Raw genomic sequence first — 19235 nt, 5'->3', positions numbered from 1 at the left:
CCGACACTATGGACCCCGGTGGCTGTCGGCTAGTAGTAATCCCGTTTTTAGTGCCGTTGATCAGAACTCCGTGCCCGCTGCCGGGGTATCTCCGGCTTAACCGCGGATGATCCGCCGTTCCCGCGCGACCGATATAGCTGCGGTGCGGTTATCCACCCCAAGCTTTTCGTAGATGTGCACCAGATGGGTCTTGACCGTGGCCTCGCTGATGAACATGGTCCGGGCAATGGCACGGTTGGACATCCCGGTGGCCAGCAGCTCCACGAGCTCTATTTCCCGGCTGCTGAGGGAAGGCTCGGGGTTCCGCAGCCTTCCCATCAGACGGGCCGCGACCTCCGGGGCCAGTGCGGTCTGTCCGGCGGCGGCCGATCGGACGGCGTCCCGGATCTGCTCCGGCGGCGCGTCCTTGAGCATGTATCCGCTGGCGCCGGCCTCCACAGCCGCCAGGATATCGGCGTCGGTGTCATAGGTGGTCAGCACCAGCACCGGAAGCCCGGGGTCTGTTTCCTTGATCCGCCGGGTGGCGGTGACCCCGTCCATGCCCGGTCCCATCTGTAGGTCCATCAGCACCAGGTCCACCGGCTGGCCGAGCGCTTTCTCCTTCGCCAGCATCCGCAGGGCTTCATCGCCGTCGCCTGCCTCGGCTGCGACGGAGACACCGTCAAAACCCGAGAGCATGGCGCGGAGCCCGGACCGCACCACCGGATGGTCATCCACCAGCAGCACCCGCAGTTCACTCATGATTTCGTCCCCTTGTTGTGGGTCCTGCGCCCGGGAGCGCCTCGCCGGCTGCTTCGGTGCCGGCTTCCGCGCGCAGCGGGAGCCGGATGCCCAGCACCGTTCCCTCTCCGGGAGCCGATTCCATGTCCATGTTCCCCCCGAGTGCCGTGACCCGGTCCCGGAGGGAAATCAGCCCGTACCCGGATCCATCCGCCCGCGGCTGTTGGCGTGCCGGAACGGCGGACGGATCGAAGCCGCGGCCGTCGTCGAAAATATCCAGGGTCACGTCCTGTCCCACAAAGCCCAGGGTAACGACGGCGGTGGAGGCCCCGGCGTGCTGGAGCACGTTGGCCAGCGCGGACTGCACCGCCCGGAGGATCGCCACCTCATACGGGGCCGGCAGCTGAACCGGATCTCCCTCCAGCCTGAACCGGCATTCCAGCGCCTGCCCCTGGGCCGCGGCCTGGTCCTGTACCGCTGCGCAGACCCGCAGCAGGCGGTCCGGGAGGGACCCGGTCTCACTCTGGGGGGCCTGCAGGTCCCGGACAAAGCGCCGGGCTTCGGTGAGGTTCTCCGCAGCTGTGGCCTCGACTGTCCGCAGCCGCTCACGCACGGCTGCCAGGTCCCCGTCCCCGAGGGAATCACCGGCCGAGCGGCTGACCAGCACAATGCTCGCCAGCCCCTGGGCCAGGGTGTCGTGGATTTCCCGGGCCAGCCGCTCCCGTTCAGCCAGGACACCCTGCTCCCGCTGGCTGCGGGCCAGCTCCGCGCGGGTGCGGTGCAGTTCATCCAGCGCCCGGCGCTGGTTGGTGACTTCGGCGTAGAGGGCCTGGTAGGCCATGCCCATGATGACCGCGAATCCGGCGCCGATCGCCGGGCCCAGCAGCATGGCTGCGTGGAAGGTGCCGGCATGCGCCCATTGCGCGGCGACCACTGCCGCCGTCGTCACGCAGACGGCGAGGACCGCGGACCGGACGGACAGCAGCCGCAGCTCCAGGAAAAACAGCGGAAAGGCCAGCCAGGAGAAGTCCGGACTGAGCACCATCAGCGCTCCCCACAGCCCGGCGACTACGGCCAGCCAGGCCAGACCGTGCCGCTCGGGGTCGAATCTGCCGGTCCGCCGGCTGCCCTCCGAGGTCCGTTTCTCCGCCACGGTGCCGGTCACGTACACCGCGGCAAGGACCGCTGAGAGGAAGAGCGCAGCGTAGGTGGTCCAGGACACGGGCGCCATCAGCAACAGCCGCGCCACGGCTACGGCGAGCAGCAGTGCAAATCCCACATGGAGGGCCAGACGGAGGACTTGCAGGATGCGCTCGCCGGCCTGCGACCGGCCGAACTCGGCGGACATATCCGCCAGCCTAGCCACCGTACTCAGGCGCCGCATCAACCGTTTGGTTGACCGGCTCTTCAACCGGACGGTTCCGGGGAACCGCCCGCCCAGCCGATGCCGCAGGACGCGGCGGACAGGAGAGTGGAAAGGGAGGGAACAGCCCAGTCTGCATCTGACGAAGAAACAACAGCACAACGAAGGAAACAGCCCATGTATCTGGCCCTGCGGGAGATCCGCTTCGCGAAAGGCCGTTTCGCCCTGATGGGAACGGTCGTCGCGCTTATCAGCTTCCTGCTGGTTATGCTCTCCGGCCTCACCGCCGGACTCGCCGATCAGTCCACGTCCAGCATCAAGGACCTGCACGCTGACGAGGTGGTGTTCGGTGCGCCGGCGGGAACCGAACCCAAGGCGTCCTTCACCGAATCCCAGGTCAGTCCGGAACAGCTGGAGACTTGGCAGCAGGCTTCCGGTGTGAGCGGTGCCGAGCCGCTGGGCATCGCCCAGGGCCGGATCCAATCCGGCGGAACAGCTTCCGCGGCGCTGTTCGGTGCGGTCCCGGACGGCGGCCTGGCTCCGGACGGCGTGGCCACCGGAAAGATCGTGGTGAGCCAGCAGCTCGCCGATGACCTGGACCTGTTGCCCGGAACCGCTGCCACCGTCAACGGAGAGTCCCTGACCGTCGCCGGAGTCATCGAAGACCAGTGGTACAGCCACACCCCGGTCCTTTGGGCCTCGATTGTGGACTGGAAGCAGTTCGCGCACGTCGAGCCCGGTGTGGCCGGGACGGTCGTGGCCGTGAACTACGACGGCGGGAGCCGGGACGATGCCGGGCTAGACGCCGCCAACGCCGCTGCCGGGACCACCAGCCTGACCCGCTCCGCCAGCTTGTCCGCCCTGCCGGCCTACTCCTCGGAGAACGGTTCCCTGCTGATGATGCAGGCGTTCCTCTACGGCATTTCCGCCCTGGTGATCGTGGCGTTCCTGACTGTCTGGACGCTGCAGCGCACCCGGGACATTGCCGTGCTGCGGGCTCTGGGCGGAACCAAGTCCTACGTCCTGCGCGACGCCCTGGTGCAGGCCGCCGTCATTCTGGCCGGCGGAACCATTGCCGGCGGACTGCTCGGTGCCGGTGCCGGCGCCCTGGCCGCCCAGGTAGCTCCCTTCGCCGCGACCGCCGCCACAACGGTGCTGCCGGTGGCCGGTGTCTTCCTGCTCGGTCTGGCCGGTGCAGCGATTGCCGTACGCCGCGTGACCCGGGTGGACCCGCTGCTGGCTCTTGGCGGAAATTAGACCGCCTGCCAATCCCACCCCACACGATTCAAGCGACTGACAGGATCACCATGACCAACTCAACCACTCCCCTGCTCCTCGAGAACGTCACCCTGGAATACCCGGACGGCCAGGACAACACCATCAAGGCCCTGGACCACGTTAGCCTGGCGGCGGAACGCGGCACGGTCACCGGCCTGGCCGGCCCCTCAGGGTCGGGCAAATCCAGCCTGCTGGCCGTGGCAGCCACCCTCATCCCAGCCACCTCCGGGACGGTGCTGGTGAACGGGTCCGACGTCGCCGGCATGACGGACGCTGAACGGTCCCGGCTGCGGCGGGAAGAGATCGGCATCGTCTTCCAGCAGCCGAACCTCCTTCCCGCGCTGACCGCCCAGGAACAGCTGGTGGCCGTGGCGCATCTGCGCGGGGAAAGCACCCGGCCGGCGGAAGCGCGGGCCGCGGAGCTGCTCGACGTCGTCGGGCTGTCCGGCCAGCTGGCGAAGCGCCCGCACCAGCTCTCCGGCGGCCAGCGTCAGCGCGTGAACATTGCCCGGGCCCTGATGGGGCACCCGTCCCTGCTGCTGGTGGATGAGCCGACGGCGGCCCTGGACCATGAACGGTCGGCCTCCATCATGAAGCTGCTGCGGCAGGTCACCCAGGAGTTTGATCTGGCCACGGTGCTGGTGACCCACGACGTCGAGTTCCTCCCGCTGATGGATTCGGTGGCCCGGATGCGCGACGGCAAGCTGACCCTCCCGGCGTCCGTGGCCTAAAGCCCGCCTAACCGGGCCGGCTGACGAACAGTTCGCAGGTGGTGTTGTAGTACTTCTCGGTCTGTCCGGCGTGTTCCAGGCCGATCCGCCGGCAGACCGATTGGGAGGCAGTGTTGGCCGGGTTGGTGACGGCCACAACTTTCTCCAGTCCGGAGGCAAGCGCCAGCTGCAGGACGGCGGACGCAGCCTCCGTGGCGTAGCCGTGCCCCCAGAAATCCGGGTGGAGATGCCAGCCGATCTCGGTGTCACCGGAGGGCTGCAGCGGCACCTCGCCGGAGGCCGGGATGGACTTGAGCAGGAGCGTTCCGACCAGCTGGCCGTCCCCGGTGCCGTCCGTACCCCTGCGTTCGATGGCCCAGATGCCGTGCACGGGATCGTCCAGGTTTCTCCACCGTTCAATCATGGCCAGGGCCTCGGCCAGGTCCGGCATAACCCGCGGCACCCGGCCCAGGTAGCGCTGCACCTCCCAGCGCGAGTACATGTCGTACACGAAGTCAGCGTCCCCGGTTTTCCAGGGGCGGAGAAGGAGGCGTTCCATGGCCAGGGTCTGCATCCGGCCAGTCTAGGCCCGGGAATGTGGGCGGGTCCCCTGCCGTTACGCTGGTGTTGGCCGCGGCCGGCGATCCTGGCCGCGGACAGAACAGGACAGGAAGGTGCCATGCTGACGCTCAACCAGAACGTCATTGACTTCGTCCGGCGCTACGGACGTGTGCAGCCGCAGGAAGTAGCGGAGGAGTTCGACCTCGGCGGAGTGCAGACCCTCAGGGTGCTCACCGAGCTGGAGGAAATGGGTGCACTCCGGCTGATCGAAGGCGGCGATGGTGTCTACGCTGTGCCGAACGGCGGCCAGTCGCTGTGTGATCCGTTCACCGGCACCTGCAGCATCTAATCAGCCCACCGATTTGGAGACGTGCGCCAGCCAGCGGGCCACTGTCTCCAGTTCCTGGGCACTGAACCCGTCTGTCACCAAGCCGTTGAGGTCGGAGACGGCTGTCCGGACGTCCTTCATCGCGTCCTCCCCTGCCGGTGCCAGTGAAATCCGGATGCTGCGCCGGTCCTCCGGATCCAAAGTGCGCTGGATCAGCCCGGCTGACTCCATCCGGGCCAGCAGCCCGCTGGTCCCGGCGGCCGAGCCGTGCAGGGCTTCGGCCACCTGCCCGGTGGTTGCCGCAGGATTGCCTGCCACATAAAAAAGGACTCCGGCAGCTGCGGCGCTGATCCCGCGGCTGCTGCCCCGCCGGCTGATCCAGCGGCCCAGACGGCGTTCGGCTTCCATCAGGAGGAACACCAGGCGGGGAGGTTTTTCCTGGTCCGGTCTCACTTTTCGGCAACCCCTGCCGTGGCGGCGAGCCAGGCCGCGGCCTCCGGCCAGAGCACCGCTCCCGGGCCCCGCCGGAAATATCCCATGTGCCCGATCGCGGTCACGCCGGCGTCCGCCGGGGCGTAGGTCCGGGTCTGCACCTTGGCATTTACCAGCTGGCGGGCAATCACTCCGATTTGCTCCGGGGTCGCCCACGGATCGTCGTCCAAACCAACGCACAGGACATTGGTCCGCACGCGCGCCGTCCGCTCCCTGGCATGCATGGTCGGATCATCAAAGAAGTAACCCGGAGTCCGGGACCATTTGCTCCATTCCAGCATGGCGGCGGCTGGCATGTCCTCCCCCAGTCCGAGTTTCCGGCCCGGCACATATCCCAGCAGGCGCGCCGCCCCGGGGCCCAGGACCCGCAGGATGAGTTCCACCCGGGCCCGTTCTGTCCGGTTCGGGATGGCCGCGCTGACTCCGGCGTGGGAGGCGACGGTCATAAAGCCCCGGAGCCCTTCGGTCCCGTTGTTCAGCGCCAGGGCATGTCCGCCAAGACTGTGCCCGACGGCGACCTGAGGCAGGTGGGCGAAGCGTTCCCGCATCCATTCCGCGGTGGCCGGGACGTCGTCGTCCATCCAGTCCCGCATGCGGAGCCTGCGGTTGTCCTTCGCTCCACCGGAGGCGCCGGTTCCCCGGTAGTCGTAGGTCAGGACGGCGAACCCTTCGCCTGCCAGATATTCCGCGAAGCCGTTGTAGAGCCGCTCCGGAACGGCCGTGGCGGGGTGGATGGTGACTGCCGCGCGGGGCGGCCGCGGGGCGGAGCTGTCTGGGACCGAGCTCTCTGAGCCGGGGATGCGCAGTGTCCCGCCGATGGTCCCCGCCCGCACCCCAATGCGCACCCGCTCCGACTGAACTGCTGGGACAGCCGCTGGGACTGCGTCGATATTTCGCATGCGAACCATTCTGGGCCGAACCGTCGGCCAGCACAATAGGCCGAACCCACGGCCACGCTCCGGTTTGTGTCATTCGCTCCGATCCGCGGCGGCAGCGAAGTCCCAAACCGGATGATTCCGCCCAAACCGAGGCGTTTCCCGGTCGCCGGCGTTCCCGTTAGGCCCTCATAGTGCGAATTTCCCCAGCCAGTACGATTAGCCCACAGTAACGTTGCGTAATTCCAAGTGACTTAGGTTAGGCTAACCAGTGCTGCAGCGCCGATGCTGTCAGCGCTGTCAACTCACCGCCGTCCGCGTCCGTGGCGGCGTGCATTCCCTAGGAGCACGTCTTGCGTCTTCCCCTGCCCAAAAAGGCCCTGGCACTCACCGCCACCGCGATCATGGCCCTCACCCTCGGAGCCTGCAGCGACGGTGCCGCAGAAGCTGAATCCACCGAAAGCGCGGCCGCCAGCGCCGAATGGCCCCGCATCATCGTGCACGAGGCAGGCGAGACCGTCCTCGACGCCAAGCCGGAGAACATCGTCTCCACCTCCCTTTCGGTCACCGGGACACTGCTGGCCATCGACGCACCGGTCACGTCCACCTCTGTCAGCACCGCCCGCAGCGGCACCGCGGATGAGAACGGTTTCTTCAGTCAGTGGGCAGACGTAGCCGTGGAACGCGGCGTCGAACCCCTCTACACGATCGGTGAGCTGGACCTCGAAGCCGTCATCGCCGAGGATCCGGACCTGATTGTCGTCTCCACCTCCGGCGCCGACTCCGTGCTGGACCAGTACGACGCCTTGAGCGAAATCGCCCCGACCATCGTGGTCAACTACGGCGACCAGACCTGGCAGGACCTGGCCGTGGAACTCGGCGAGGCCACCGGCCTCGAAGAGAAGGCAGCCTCCGTAGTCGAGGAGTTCGACGCTTCAGCCGCCAAGACCGCCGAAGCTTTGGCCATCGAGGAAGGCACCACCGCCTCGATCGTCAGCTTCAACGCCGGAGACGTTTCCCCGGTCGGCAAGAGCACCGGCCCGCATTCCCAGCTGCTCACCGCGCTGGGCTTCACCGTCGTTGATCCGGACGAGCAGTTCGACACCTCCACCCAGAAGCGCGAGGACTTCGCCTTCACCTCCTACGAGGGCCTGTCCGCTTCCGTGACCGGTGACTACACCTTCCTGATCAGCTCCACCGAAGCCACCGTGGAGGCTTTCACCGGCGATCCGACGCTCGCCAACCTGCCTTCCGTGCAGGCCGGTCAGGTCTACTCGATGGGTCCGGAGTCCTTCCGCCTGGACTACTTCAGTGCCAGTGACATCATCGACTGGTTCAACACCTCCTTCGCCGCGAAATAGCTCCAGTTACGCAGTAGAACACCGTGTTCCAAACACCGCGCACGCAGCACCGGCAGGCAAGTGCCTGGGCCCTCGGCCTGGCCCTGCTGGTGCTGCTGGCGTTCGCCAGCTTCGCCTCCGGCTCCCGCACCATCCCGCTGGCCGACACCTGGGCCGCCCTGACCGCCTTCGACCCGTCCCAGGACACCCACCTGCTCGTCCGGGAACTGCGCCTGCCGCGCACCTTCCTGGCCATCACGGTCGGCGCCGCCCTGGGCCTGGCCGGTGCTTTGATGCAGGCGCTGACCCGCAACCCGCTGGCCGAACCAGGCCTGCTGGGCGTTAACGCCGGAGCAGCCTTCGCCGTCGCCATCGGCCTGGGCTTCTTCAATATGAGGTCCCCGTACCAATACATGTGGCTGGGTTTTGCGGGGGCGGCCGCCACCTCCGTGCTGGTCTATCTCCTGGGACGGGCGCACGACGCCGGCACCAATCCGGTGCGCCTGGTCCTGGCCGGTGCCGGGTTGTCCGTGATGCTCGGCGCGGGCACCAAGATCATTCTGATCGGAGGTCCGGACGAAACCATCACCGCCTATGCCGCCTGGGCCTCTGGGTCCCTGCAGGGCCGCGGCTACGATGTGCTGCCCTGGGTCCTCGGCGCCTGCCTGCTCGCCGCCCTCACAGCGCTGCCGCTGTCCCGGAGCCTGGACTCCATGTCACTCGGCGCTGACCTGGGCCGGACCCTGGGCGTGCGCATCCGCACCACCTGGATCCTCGGCGCCCTCGCCATCCTCGTGCTGGCCGGTGCAGCCACCGCCGCCGCCGGCCCCATCGCCTTCCTCGGCCTGGCCGCTCCGCACATCGCCCGGATGATCACCGGCCCGGCCCACCGCCGGCTGCTGCCGCTGTCCATGCTCCTCGGGGCGCTGCTGCTCCTCTTCGCCGACGTGGTTGGCCGGGTTGTTGCAGCACCCGCCGAAATCGGCGCCGGCGTGATGAGCGCCCTGGTTGGCGCTCCCTTCTTCATTGCCCTGGCCCGACGGCGGAAGCTGGCAAAGCTGTGAGCACCCTCAAGATCCGGCAGGCCGGGACCCGCAGCGGCACCCGCACCCTCAAACTGGGCCCGATGCGGCTGCGCTACCGCCGCCGGACCCTGGTGACCGGCGCCATCCTGGCCGCCGCCGCCGTCGTGCTGGGCATTGCCGGGATGCAGACCGGCACCATCGCCCTGGCGTTCGGCGACGTGCTGGGTGCGGTCTTCGGCCAGGGGGAGAACAAAACCCTGAAGGTCGTGCAGAAGATCCGGCTGCCGCGCACCGTCACTGCCCTGGGCGTTGGTGCCTGCCTCGGCGCGGCCGGAGCCACCTTCCAATCGATTTCCCGCAACGCACTGGGGTCGCCGGACATCATCGGCTTCACCACCGGTGCCGCCACCGGAGCCGTGGCGCAGATCGTCCTGTTCGACGCCGGGCCAGGAGCCACCGCCCTCGCCGCGGTAGCGGGCGGACTGCTGGCTGCCGGCGTCGTCTACCTGCTTTCGCTCAGCGGCGGAGTGACCGGCGGCTACCGGTTGGTGCTGATCGGCATCGGTGTCGGTGCCATGCTCGCCGCCGTGAACACCATCCTGCTGGCCAAGGGGGATTCCGATCTGGCCGCGGAGGCGCACCTCTGGCTCTCCGGTTCCCTGGCCGCGCGGAACTGGGGTCACGCCGTACCGGTGCTGATCGCCGTCGCGCTCCTGCTGCCGGTGCTGCTGGGACTGTCCCGGAGCCTGAACCAGATGGAAATGGGCGACGACGCCGCCCGGGCCCTGGGCATCCGGACCGAACGCACCCGGATCATCGCCATGGCCGCGGCAGTTGGCCTCACGGCCGTGGCGACTGCGGCTGCCGGACCGATCGTTTTCGTTGCCCTCGCCGCACCCCAGCTCGCCTCCCGGCTCACCCGCTCCCCCGGCGTCCACATCGGCACCGGAGCTCTGATGGGCGCTGTGCTGGTGGCCGGTTCAGACCTGCTCTCGCAGCGGCTGCCCATCCAGGCGGCCATTCCGATCGGCCTGATGACGGGGCTGGTCGGCGGCGTGTACCTGCTCTGGCTCCTGACCCGCAGCAAGCAGGTCTGACCCATGCCGCATAAACCCATGCCCAGCAAGGAGAACCCCATGGAAGATGTCCTCTCCGGCCGCGGCCTGAGAATCGGCTACGAGGGCCGTACGGTCTCCGAGCACCTGGACGTGCGGATCCCGCCGGGCTCCTTCACGGCCATCATCGGCCCGAATGCCTGCGGCAAGTCCACCCTGCTGCGTGCCCTCTCGCGGCTGCTGAAGCCGGCGTCCGGGCAGGTTTTCCTGCAGGGCAGGGACATCGATTCCTACCCCACCCGCGAGGTGGCGCGGCAGCTGGCGCTGCTGCCGCAGACGTCGACGGCGCCGGACGGCATCACCGTGGCGGACCTGGTGGCCCGGGGCCGGTTCCCGCACCAGTCGCTGCTGCGCCAGTGGTCCGAGGCGGACCAGCAGGCCGTGGACGCGGCCCTGGCCGCCACCGGAGTGCAGGACCTCGCCGACCGCACCGTCGGGGAACTCTCCGGCGGGCAGCGCCAGCGGGTCTGGCTGGCCCTGGTCCTGGCCCAGGACACCCCGGTGCTGCTGCTGGATGAGCCCACCACGTTCCTGGACATCGCGCACCAGCTGGAGGTGCTGCGGCTGTGCCGGGGCCTGCACCGCACCGGCAACTACACACTGGTGACCGTGCTGCACGAACTGGGAATGGCCTTCCGCTTCGCTGACCATGTGATCGCCATGAAGGACGGCCGGATCGTGGCGCAGGGGACGCCGGCAGAGATCGCCACCCCGGAACTGATGAAGGAAATCTATGGGATCGAGGCACTCGTCATCCCCGATCCGGCCACCGGCGGGCCGTTGGTAGTCCCCCTGGAACCGGAGGACCCTTCCTCAGGTTTGCCTGGAACCGGCAGGGCCGGTCGAACCGAAGTTCATCCGCACGGCCTTCCCGGCACCGCCACTGATCCCACCGGCATTTCCCGACAGCCCGGCACTCCGGCGCCGCTTACCGAAGGAGCACGCGCATGAGCGGCCACATCCTCACCGTCGAACGGGTCGAAGACGTAACCCCGCTGATGCGGCGGGTCCACTTCGGCGGCCCCGGGGTTGCCGGCTACGTAAACGCTGGCGCCCACATCCCCAACGTCAAGCTCTATTTCCCGGTCCCGGACGAGCCCCTGGACCTGCCCGGACGCGGTGAGCGCGGCTGGGAATGGAAGCCGGGTCAGCGCGAACGCGTGCGCACCTACACCGTCCGCTCCCTGGCGGCGGATGCTTCCTCGCTGAGTGTGGACTTCGTCCGGCATGCCGGGACATCCGTGGCTGCGTCCTGGGCCGAGAACGCGGTCCGCGGCGACGAGATCGCTGCCCTGGCCGGCGGCGGTGTGGTGGTGGGCGAGGCCGCCTGGGTACTGCTGGCTGGTGATGAGACGGCCCTGCCTGCCATTGGCGGCACGATTGAACGCTTTGGCCCGCAGCAGCGCGGACTGGCCCTGATCGAGGTCGCCGGCCCGGCGGAAGAGCAGGAACTCCATGCTCCCGCCGGCGTGGAAGTCCGCTGGCTGCACCGCAACGGTGCACAGCCCGGCTCCACCATGCTCCTGCAGGAAGCGCTGGCCGCAGCCAGGTTCCCCGCCGCCGAGCTGGCCGCCGGTGAAGTCCAGGTCTGGGTGTCAGCGGAGTCCGCCGTCGTCCGCTTTGCGCGGAGCTGGCTCAAGTCGCTGGGCTTCCCGCGGAAACAGCAGCTGATCATCGGCTACTGGAACCGCGGCGTCGACGAAGTCAGTTATGGCCGGGCCACGGACCACGACCGGGTGGAGGGTGAACTGGAGACCATCCTGCCCGGCCAGGAAGAAGACCACCACCACGGATCGCCCCGGTACGCCCATGACCACTAGGATCCCGGCCGCCGCGGAAGGAAGCTTTCCCCTGCCGCGGGATCCCGTACCGCAGCCCGCCCCCGCGCTCTCCACGCTTCCGGGACACTTCCGCGCGCACTGGCAAACGCTCTCCGTACCCGAACGGGCGCAGCTGCTTGCCGGCTGGGACACCCGCGAACTGCCGCTCATTGAAGAGGACCCGCAGGGCGATCCGGCGGTCCGGGCCGTCACCTTCCTGTACCGGAATCCGCTGGCCACGGCAGTCATCCTCTCCGCGAACGCCATGGTGCATCCGGACACGGTCAGCGCCTGTGAATTCGAAGCGCTGCCGGACGGGTTGTGGGCCCTGACCTGGCGGATGCCGGCGGATTGGGAAAGCAGCTACCGGATTACCGTACATACTGGTGCGCCGCCCGCGCCCTGGCAGTCCGCGGACGACCGGCGGGCTGTGCGCTTGGCGGCCGACGCCGGCGGTCCGGACCCGCGGAATCCTGCCTTGGGCACAGGCATGGCGGGGGCGCCGACGTCGGTGCTTCGGCTGCCCGACGCGCCCTCCACCGGGTGGCTCGCCACCCCCACGCCGGCCGCAGAATCCGGAGCAAGCATCATGGGTGAACCGGCCCGGCCCCGGCTGTCCGGCCGCAGGAACGCGGGGGTTCCCGGGGTTCCCACTGCGCCGCGGCAGGTGCTTGGCAACTTTGTGCGGGGGCTGGAACTGCGGCAGGTCCGGGACCGGCAGTCGGGCCAGCTGCGCACGCTCTGGCTGTACCGGCCCCGCGTGTCCGGCGGCCGCCGGACACCACTGGTCCTGCTGCACGACGGCCAGGTCTGGGCGAAGTACCAGAACCTGCCGGCCACCCTGGACCGGGCTATTGCCGACGGCGTGCTCCCGCCGATTCACGTGGCCATGATCGATTCAGTGGATGTTCCCACCCGTTCGCGGGAGTTGTCCGGCCCGAAAGGGGGCGTGGACTTCGTGGCACGGGACCTGCTGCCGGAACTGCGTCAGGCGCTTCCGGTCACGCAGGATCCGCTGCAGACGGTGGTCTCCGGCGCCAGCTATGGCGGACTGGCTGCGCTGTGGCAGCTGGCCAGATACCCGCAGGCGGCCGGTACAGCCCTGGCACAGTCGCCGTCCCTGTGGCGCTATGACCTGGCGGAACCTCTCCTGGCGGTTCAGGAACCACTCCGCGTCCGGATCCAGGCAGGCCGCTATGAGCCGAGCATCCACGAGCCCGCCGGGCGGCTCAACACCGTGCTGGCCGGCAGCGGAGTCGATACCGCTTTCCGTTCCATCACCGGGGGCCATGACTGGGCCTGGTGGCATCCCTGGCTGATCCGCGGACTCTCAGACCTGTTCAGCGGGCAGTGACCGTTCCGGCAGTCAAACCTGGCTAGCCGGCACTGTCTTCCGGATACTCAGCTCCCACGTCGCGGGGATAGTCTTCCTCGCCGTCCGGGCCGCCGCTGTCCCTGGCCTGCTCCAGCCGGTCTGCCTCTGACCCACCCGGCAGCAGCGGATCTCCGTGCGGCCGGACGGGATCCTCGGCGCTCTCGTCCTCCACGGTGTCCGGATCAACCGGGACCTGCTGCTCCAGCGTGTCCTCCTCATTGCTTCCGGGAATTACCGGTCCTTCATGTGGTGTGGCCATGCGCGGTCTCCTTTGCTGCTTCTGCACTCGAGCCAGGCGGGCTGGTCCAGCCAGTGGTGCGGGCTGGGAGCGGATCCCGGCCGCTGGACTACCCACCCTAGATGATAAGTTTGCTGAGTAACCCGGTCCTAAGAATCCGATTTAGTAGGCGGCCTACTAATCCGCTGGGCTAAACTTGTCCGCATGCCTGAAACCGTCAACCCCACAGGCGCCGGATATTGGTACCGGCAATCGCCTGAGACCGTCGGCGGCGTCGACGTCCTAAACTCACTGCGCGCGTACCGGGCTGCTGAGGCAGCCCTGCGGCGGCGCACCCGTGACTCCATGGGAATGAATGAAACCGACCTGCTGGCGATTCGCTACGTGATGCGGGCACGGCAGTCCGGGCAGTCGATCGGACCCAAGGACCTTTCCCGCTTCCTGAAAATCTCCACGGCTTCCACCACGGCCCTGATCGACCGGCTGCAGAAGGGCGGCTATCTCCTCCGCCGCCCGCACCCCACAGACAGGCGTGCACTGGAGATCATTCCCACAGACAGCGCGGACCGGGAGGTTCGGGAAACGCTGGGAACGATGCACCGAAAGATGCTGGAGGCCGCAGAAGCACTGACATCGGAGGAGGCGGCAACCATTACCCGCTTCCTGCAGCAGATGACCCGGGCCCTTGAAGCCGACCGGTAAGATTGGCATTAGCTGAACACTCCAGACCTTGTCTGGTTAACAACTAGCTTGCCTGGCTAGCATCCAGGGGCGTACCGAAGGATAAAGACTATGACAGCAACAGGTTCCACGCAGGATCCCGCTCTTCCCACTCCCACCGAAGATTCGCTGTCCACTCTGGCTCTGGCCGCATCCCAGCTGGAAGCGCAGCAGTGGGCCGTTGACCGCGCCGAGCAGGTCCTGACCGACCTGGTGCAGACGGCTGTCAACGACGGCCTGGAGACCGGAAGCATCGCAGCAGTTGCCGGCCTGACCCCCGAGGAGATCGAGCAGATCTCCACCGAAGGCACGGCCAGCTAACCGCCACTGGCCACGGCCACGCTTCCCGCAACTACTTGCTGCGTCATATAAGGCGTCCTTGCTGTTTCGGCTGAGTCCCGCGCTAACGTGATGCAGAGCATATTCGTGGCTGCAAGGGAGAAGCGTGGCGGTATCGGGCCGGACCAGAACCAATCAGCCGGTTCGTGCAGGCCTCGCACTCACCGGCGTCCTGCTGATCGGGACAAACCTCCGCGTCGCGTTCGTATCCGTAGGGCCGCTTCTGGCGGACATCGGGCGGGAACTCGATTTCACCAGCGCCCAGGCGGGCTTCCTGACCGGCCTGCCGCTGATTGCTTTTGCACTGTTTTCGCCAGTGGCTCCGGCGTTCGCCGCCCGTGTCGGGTTGGACCGGGCCCTGTGGCTCTCCCTGGCACTGCTGGCCACGGGAACCGTTTTCCGCTCCATGCCCCTGCCGGCGGCGCTCTGGATCGGGACCATTCTCATCGGCGTCGCCATCGCCTTCCTGAACGTCCTCCTGCCGTCACTGATCAAGCGGGATTTTCCGGACCGGGTCAGCCAGCTGACCGGCATCTATATCGCGGCGCACAGCGCAGTCGCGGCGCTTGGTGCCGCCGTCGTTGTTCCGATTTCCCTCGCCCAGGGCACCGGATGGCGGCTTGCCCTCGGCATCTGGGCAGGTTTGGCGCTGATCGCCATGGCCGCGCTGCTCCCGACCCTCAAGGGCGATCCGGCACCCGCCTCCGGCCCCGGACGCACCCCTAAGGTCCGCTACCGTTCCCCCTGGACCACCTTGCTGGGCTGGCAGGTCACACTCTTTATGGGACTGCAGTCCCTGGCGTTCTACATCCTGATGACCTGGCTGCCGAGCATCGAACACGATCAGGGCATCTCTGAAACCACTGCGGGGCTTCATGTTTCCGTTTTCCTGCTGGTCGGCATGGTTTCCAGCCTGCTCACCGGCGGATTACTGCACCGCTTCCGCGACCAGCGCCCGGTCGCCGTCTTCGGCAGCCTCCTGGCAACGGCTGGATTCCTCGGGCTGCTGCTGGCCCCCGCAGTGCCCTTGCTCTGGGTGGTAATCAGCGCAGCGGGAGCGGGCAGCCTGATTGTCACGGCCCTGTCCCTGTTCAGCCTGCGCACCACCAACCATGTCCAGGCGGCCTCCCTCTCCGGCATGGCACAGTCGGTGGGCTACGGCATCGGCGCCGCGGGCCCGGTGGTGTTCGGCTTCCTGTACGACCTCAGCGGGGACTGGACCCTGCCGCTGGCCGCCAGTGCCGGGGCCATGGCTGTGTGCTGCGGCATCGCCCTGCTGGCGGGCCGCAACCGGGTCCTTCCCGAGGGCCCCCGCACGGGAACGACGCGCAGCGCCTAGCTTCGCTCGTACCGCCAGTCGCTTCCACGCATGGTCAGCCGGTGCCGTGCCCCTTCGCCGGGACGCCCCGCCAGGGCGGCGTCCGGATACTCCGGGTCGCCGTGCCAGGCGATCACGGCATCCGGCTCATAACCCCCCAGGAGGCGGCTGCTGAATGTCTCCACCGGACCTGTTGCTGCGCGTGCCAAAGCGGACGCGACGTCGGCGTCCTGCTGCAGCAGCGTCAGCGTGACGAAGGTCGGGGCCACCAGAAGCATTTTGCCTTCCCGGTGCCGGGCCAGGGCCGCAGCGGGAGTGAGCCAGGCGGAATCGATGAGTTCACCCGGGTTGAGCCGGACCTCACCGCCGGGATGCGCCGCCAGGAAAAACCAGGTCTTGAGCCGCTTGGGTGCCTGCAGGGGCGGGATCCAGCAGGACAGATCGGTGAGGGAATCCGGGGGAAGGAGCAGCCCGGTCTCCTCAGCCGTCTCACGCGCCCCGGCAACCCGGGCAGCAGCGAGGTCCCGGCTGGGGTCCGGGGGTCCGGCGGCACCGGCCGGTGGGGCGTACCCCGCCGCTTCATAATCCTGGGGGTCCACCCGGCCGCCCGGGAAGACCCAGGCACCCGCGAATGTACCCGTGTGACGCGGCCGTTCCAGCAGCAGAACTTCCAACCCTGCCGTGCCGTCGCGCAGCAGCACCACCGTGGCCGCAGTACCTACCAGTGTCATCGTGCCCCTGTCGTGAACTCTTCATTCGGTTTCCAGCTTGGATCGTATCGAACCCATGCCCCGACATGAGGGGGCGGGCCCAGCGGGGTTGCCTGAGCCCGCAGCGTGGACTTGGATTGGGGTCCTGACCGAACACAGGTGGAAGAGGTCCGCCATGGACAAGTTCGACATCAAAAAGGAGCGCCCGGAGCTCTATGCCCCGGGCGCGGACTTCACCCTGGTGGAGGTTCCCGAGCAGAATTTCATCGCCATGGACGGGCAGGGCAACCCCAACACCTCCCCGGGTTACGCCGCAGCGGTGGAAGCCCTGTATTCAGTGGCGTACACGCTGAAGTTCGCAGCCAAGCGAACCCTCGGACGCGACTCCGTTGTCGGACCGCTGGAAGGGCTGTGGCGGGCGGAGAATCCGGCCGATTTTGTGCGCGGAAACAAGGATTCCTGGGAATGGACCATGCTGATCAGCCAGCCGGAGTGGATCACTCCCGCCCTGCTCGACGACGCCGTGGCGCAGGTGCTGGCGAAAAAGGGCCTGGAGTCGGTGGAACGGGTCCGCTGGCTTAGCCTGGCGGAGGGGCTTTCCGTCCAGATCCTGCATACCGGTCCCTATGATGACGAAGCGCCGGTCCTGGCCCGCCTGCACAACGACTACATGCCCGGCAACAGCCTGGAATTCAACGGTGACCACCACGAGATTTATCTGAGTGATCCGCGCCGGACGGCGCCGGAGAAGCTGAAGACCATCCTGCGGCAGCCAGTCCGGCGCCGCTGAGCGGACGGCATGCGGGCGGCGGCCCGGGGGCGGCGGCCGGGTGGGCGGCGGGTCTGGGGGTGGGCGGCGGCCCGGGGGCGGCCGGCCCCGACCCGGACCTCGACCCGGACCTGGTTCGTGGCCGGGGGCGGATCCCATTCGCAGCCATGGGCATGGTGCATGGCCGGGGGCGGTCTGGATCCCTGGCGGCACCGGATCGAGTGTGGGCCTGGTCCCCGGGCGGGACACTCGGCCGGGGGCGACACGCGTTCCCACTCTAAGTTCACTCCTGAGGCTGATGTGACCCCACCAGTCACGGCAGGTTACATAGAGTGGGAATCCGTGCCGCCTTGGTCCCGAACCCGAACAGCTCCCGCGCAGCCTCCCACCCCTTGTTACCTCTGTGGCAGATGTTTCCCCCAAGGCAACTTCTGCACCACACTGTGGGAAACTGGGCGGCTCTGGGGGACCTGGGTGGCTTCGGCCGATGGTCTCTTTCCCACGGCTTCCGAGGCGGCACCGGCTGAGCGCCGTGCCGGATCCTATGCCGGACGCCGCCCAGCAGCACAGCGGCGAACGAAGAGGCAGCACGGTGATGGATGCCCTCAGCAGCACCATGGCGCCCGCCCACAAGCCAGCACCCCGCCGGCACAACGGCGAACAAAGCACCAGCACGGCACCAGCCATGACCCCCTTGAACTCTGTCGAAAAAAGTCCCCACAACCTGTTGCATTATTGTGTCTGACACACCATAGTGTGAGTCATGGACGATGAACTGCTCGGCGGACACCTGCAGGAACTGCGCCGCGGAACCGTGGTGCTGGCTTGCCTCTCCATCCTCAAGCGGCCCGGCTACGGCTACGGCCTGCTGGAGGCACTGGATAAGGCGGGTTTCGCCGTCGAGGCCAACACGCTTTACCCACTGCTGCGCCGCCTGGAAAAACAGGGCCTGCTGACCAGCTCCTGGGACACCGGGGAAGCACGGCCGCGGAAGTTCTACACCACCTCTGAACAAGGCAGGGAACTGCTCGAAGCGCTGCTGCGCGACTGGGACAGCCTGCACGGCTCCATTCGCCAGCTCAACGAAGGAAGACAATCATGAGTACTCTTACCGACCGCTATGTCTTCGCAGCCCTGAGGTCGATCCCCGAAGCACAGCGTGGCGATATCGAACGCGAACTGCGCGGCTCCATTACCGACGACGTCGAGGCCCGGGTGGAGGGCGGACAGCCTCCGGCCGAAGCCGAGACTGATGTGCTCACCGAGCTCGGTGATCCGGCCCGGCTGGCCGCGCGCTACACCGGCAGGCCCCTCTACCTCATTGGCCCGGACCTGTTCCTGGACTGGTGGCGGCTACTGAAAACGCTGCTGCTGATCGTGGTCCCGCTCGCTTTTGTGGGCAGCATCGTGGTCCGGATGGCGATAGACCCCGGGGAACCGGCCGGTGCCTTCGGTGCCGCGATCGGCACCGCCGTCAACGCCCTGGTGCACCTGGGCTTCTGGGTGACCCTGACGTTCGGGATCATCCAGTACAACGGAACCCGGCGGAAGGACCTCGGACTGGGAGCCTGGACCCCCGCCATGCTTCCTGCCCTGCCGCGGAAGGCGCAGGTCTCCCTGGGCGACACCATCGCCACGGTGGTCCTCATAGCCTTCTTCATCGGACTGCTGCTCTGGCAGCGGATCGGATCGCTGATGTACCTGGACGGCGAACCGGTACTGGTGCTGCAGGAGGCTCTCTGGAGTTTCTGGCTTCCCTACGTGATTGCACTGCTGGTCATCGAAGCCGGGTTCGCCGTCGTGCTGTACCTGGCCGGCCGCTGGACCTACACCTTCGCGGCCGTGAATACGGTGCTGGCGCTGCTGTTTATGGTGCCGGTGCTCTGGCTGCTGGCCACGGACCAGGTGTTTGACTGGGCATTCCTGGCCAATGTGGACTGGGGTGCCGATGCCTCCGGCTGGATCGCGGGAATCACGGCCGCCGCGGTTCTGGTCATCGGGCTCTGGGATATCGGTGACGGATTCCGAAAGGCCTGGAAGGCCAGCCGGCCGGTTCCGGCGCAGCAGGCGCTGAGGTAGGCACAGTTCTGAACCAGTCAAGGCAGACGACGGCGGCGCCGGCCGGGGAAGGTTCCCGGC

22 protein-coding genes are annotated in these 19235 nt (G+C 67.7%); 15 read left to right on the top strand and 7 right to left on the bottom strand.

From position 1 onward, the window contains the following. Nucleotides 1-96 precede the first annotated feature (96 nt). Complete coding sequence (locus H9638_RS02900; protein ID WP_191745666.1) at nt 97-741, bottom strand: response regulator; 645 nt, start codon at nt 739-741, stop codon at nt 97-99. Next, nucleotides 734-2068, bottom strand: a complete 1335-nt coding sequence (locus H9638_RS02895) for a sensor histidine kinase (RefSeq protein WP_191745665.1) — start codon at nt 2066-2068, stop codon at nt 734-736. Before H9638_RS02895 ends, H9638_RS02900 begins: the two co-directional genes overlap by 8 nt. Before the next feature lie 192 nt (nt 2069-2260). On the opposite strand from H9638_RS02895, the gene H9638_RS02890 reads away from it, so the two are divergent. Then, nucleotides 2261-3340: an ABC transporter permease gene (locus tag H9638_RS02890; protein ID WP_191745664.1), complete on the top strand. Its 1080-nt coding sequence runs from the start codon at nt 2261-2263 to the stop codon at nt 3338-3340. A gap of 50 nt (nt 3341-3390) precedes the next feature. Beyond that, nucleotides 3391-4092: an ABC transporter ATP-binding protein gene (locus H9638_RS02885; RefSeq protein ID WP_191745663.1), complete on the top strand. Its 702-nt coding sequence runs from the start codon at nt 3391-3393 to the stop codon at nt 4090-4092. A gap of 7 nt (nt 4093-4099) precedes the next feature. Here the strand turns inward: H9638_RS02885 and H9638_RS02880 are convergent, their stop codons facing one another. Next, nucleotides 4100-4645: a GNAT family N-acetyltransferase gene (locus H9638_RS02880; RefSeq protein ID WP_191745662.1), complete on the bottom strand. Its 546-nt coding sequence runs from the start codon at nt 4643-4645 to the stop codon at nt 4100-4102. Nucleotides 4646-4750: 105 nt separating this feature from the next. On the opposite strand from H9638_RS02880, the gene H9638_RS02875 reads away from it, so the two are divergent. Next, on the top strand, nt 4751-4981 hold the full coding sequence (locus H9638_RS02875; RefSeq protein WP_191745661.1) for a hypothetical protein: 231 nt from the start codon (nt 4751-4753) through the stop codon (nt 4979-4981). On the opposite strand, the gene H9638_RS02870 is transcribed toward H9638_RS02875, so the two are convergent. Both H9638_RS02870 and H9638_RS02865 read right to left on the bottom strand, forming a co-directional pair. Beyond that, on the bottom strand, nt 4982-5413 hold the full coding sequence (locus tag H9638_RS02870; protein ID WP_191745660.1) for a MarR family winged helix-turn-helix transcriptional regulator: 432 nt from the start codon (nt 5411-5413) through the stop codon (nt 4982-4984). It abuts the gene before it with no gap. Further along, entirely contained in the window at nt 5410-6351 is a 942-nt protein-coding gene (locus H9638_RS02865) for an alpha/beta hydrolase family protein (RefSeq protein ID WP_191745659.1), read from the bottom strand. Before H9638_RS02865 ends, H9638_RS02870 begins: the two co-directional genes overlap by 4 nt. A gap of 329 nt (nt 6352-6680) precedes the next feature. On the opposite strand from H9638_RS02865, the gene fepB reads away from it, so the two are divergent. Genes fepB through H9638_RS02835 form a run of 6 tightly spaced genes read left to right on the top strand, consistent with a single transcriptional unit; the run spans nt 6681 to nt 12981 of the window. Continuing rightward, nucleotides 6681-7688: a Fe2+-enterobactin ABC transporter substrate-binding protein gene (fepB, locus tag H9638_RS02860; protein WP_191745658.1), complete on the top strand. Its 1008-nt coding sequence runs from the start codon at nt 6681-6683 to the stop codon at nt 7686-7688. A 23-nt stretch (nt 7689-7711) separates the two neighbouring features. Beyond that, complete coding sequence (locus H9638_RS02855; RefSeq protein WP_191745657.1) at nt 7712-8731, top strand: FecCD family ABC transporter permease; 1020 nt, start codon at nt 7712-7714, stop codon at nt 8729-8731. Beyond that, nucleotides 8728-9789 carry a FecCD family ABC transporter permease gene (locus H9638_RS02850; protein ID WP_318241759.1) on the top strand — a complete coding sequence of 354 codons (1062 nt, stop codon included), beginning with the start codon at nt 8728-8730 and terminating at the stop codon, nt 9787-9789. Before H9638_RS02855 ends, H9638_RS02850 begins: the two co-directional genes overlap by 4 nt. Before the next feature lie 39 nt (nt 9790-9828). Then, nucleotides 9829-10758: an ABC transporter ATP-binding protein gene (locus H9638_RS02845; protein ID WP_191745656.1), complete on the top strand. Its 930-nt coding sequence runs from the start codon at nt 9829-9831 to the stop codon at nt 10756-10758. Further along, nucleotides 10755-11627 (top strand): siderophore-interacting protein, encoded by an 873-nt coding sequence (locus tag H9638_RS02840; RefSeq protein WP_191745655.1) that lies wholly within the window; start codon nt 10755-10757, stop codon nt 11625-11627. Before H9638_RS02845 ends, H9638_RS02840 begins: the two co-directional genes overlap by 4 nt. Next, complete coding sequence (locus tag H9638_RS02835; RefSeq protein WP_191745654.1) at nt 11617-12981, top strand: enterochelin esterase domain-containing protein; 1365 nt, start codon at nt 11617-11619, stop codon at nt 12979-12981. Before H9638_RS02840 ends, H9638_RS02835 begins: the two co-directional genes overlap by 11 nt. Nucleotides 12982-13003: 22 nt before the next feature. Here H9638_RS02835 and H9638_RS02830 read toward each other — a convergent pair whose 3' ends face one another. Beyond that, entirely contained in the window at nt 13004-13261 is a 258-nt protein-coding gene (locus H9638_RS02830) for a hypothetical protein (RefSeq protein ID WP_191745653.1), read from the bottom strand. A 183-nt stretch (nt 13262-13444) separates the two neighbouring features. Here H9638_RS02830 and H9638_RS02825 point away from each other — a divergent pair, with 183 nt between their 5' ends. From H9638_RS02825 to H9638_RS02815, 3 genes are all read left to right on the top strand, one after another. After that, a complete protein-coding gene (locus H9638_RS02825; protein ID WP_191745652.1) occupies nt 13445-13942 on the top strand; it encodes a MarR family winged helix-turn-helix transcriptional regulator in 498 nt (165 codons plus the stop codon). 90 nt (nt 13943-14032) lie between these two features. Next, nucleotides 14033-14281 (top strand): hypothetical protein, encoded by a 249-nt coding sequence (locus H9638_RS02820; RefSeq protein ID WP_191745651.1) that lies wholly within the window; start codon nt 14033-14035, stop codon nt 14279-14281. 124 nt (nt 14282-14405) lie between these two features. Next, nucleotides 14406-15638 (top strand): CynX/NimT family MFS transporter, encoded by a 1233-nt coding sequence (locus H9638_RS02815; protein WP_191745650.1) that lies wholly within the window; start codon nt 14406-14408, stop codon nt 15636-15638. Here the strand turns inward: H9638_RS02815 and H9638_RS02810 are convergent. Then, complete coding sequence (locus H9638_RS02810; RefSeq protein ID WP_191745649.1) at nt 15635-16348, bottom strand: NUDIX hydrolase; 714 nt, start codon at nt 16346-16348, stop codon at nt 15635-15637. The genes H9638_RS02815 and H9638_RS02810 overlap by 4 nt on opposite strands. Nucleotides 16349-16502: 154 nt before the next feature. Between H9638_RS02810 and H9638_RS02805 the strand changes: the two genes are divergently transcribed. The 3 genes from H9638_RS02805 (at nt 16503) to H9638_RS02795 (ending at nt 19175) form a co-directional block, all read left to right on the top strand. Further along, on the top strand, nt 16503-17117 hold the full coding sequence (locus H9638_RS02805; protein ID WP_191745648.1) for a GyrI-like domain-containing protein: 615 nt from the start codon (nt 16503-16505) through the stop codon (nt 17115-17117). Between the two features lie 742 nt (nt 17118-17859). Beyond that, nucleotides 17860-18198: a PadR family transcriptional regulator gene (locus H9638_RS02800; RefSeq protein ID WP_191745647.1), complete on the top strand. Its 339-nt coding sequence runs from the start codon at nt 17860-17862 to the stop codon at nt 18196-18198. Further along, nucleotides 18195-19175 (top strand): permease prefix domain 1-containing protein, encoded by a 981-nt coding sequence (locus H9638_RS02795; RefSeq protein WP_191745646.1) that lies wholly within the window; start codon nt 18195-18197, stop codon nt 19173-19175. The genes H9638_RS02800 and H9638_RS02795 overlap by 4 nt, the downstream gene beginning before the upstream one ends. The last annotated feature ends 60 nt before the right edge of the window (nt 19176-19235 follow it).

It is taken from the genome of Arthrobacter pullicola (assembly GCF_014836875.1).
GTDB classification, from domain to species: Bacteria; Actinomycetota; Actinomycetes; order Actinomycetales; family Micrococcaceae; genus Arthrobacter_B; species Arthrobacter_B pullicola.
This window is presented reverse-complemented; position numbering and strand designations above follow the sequence as displayed.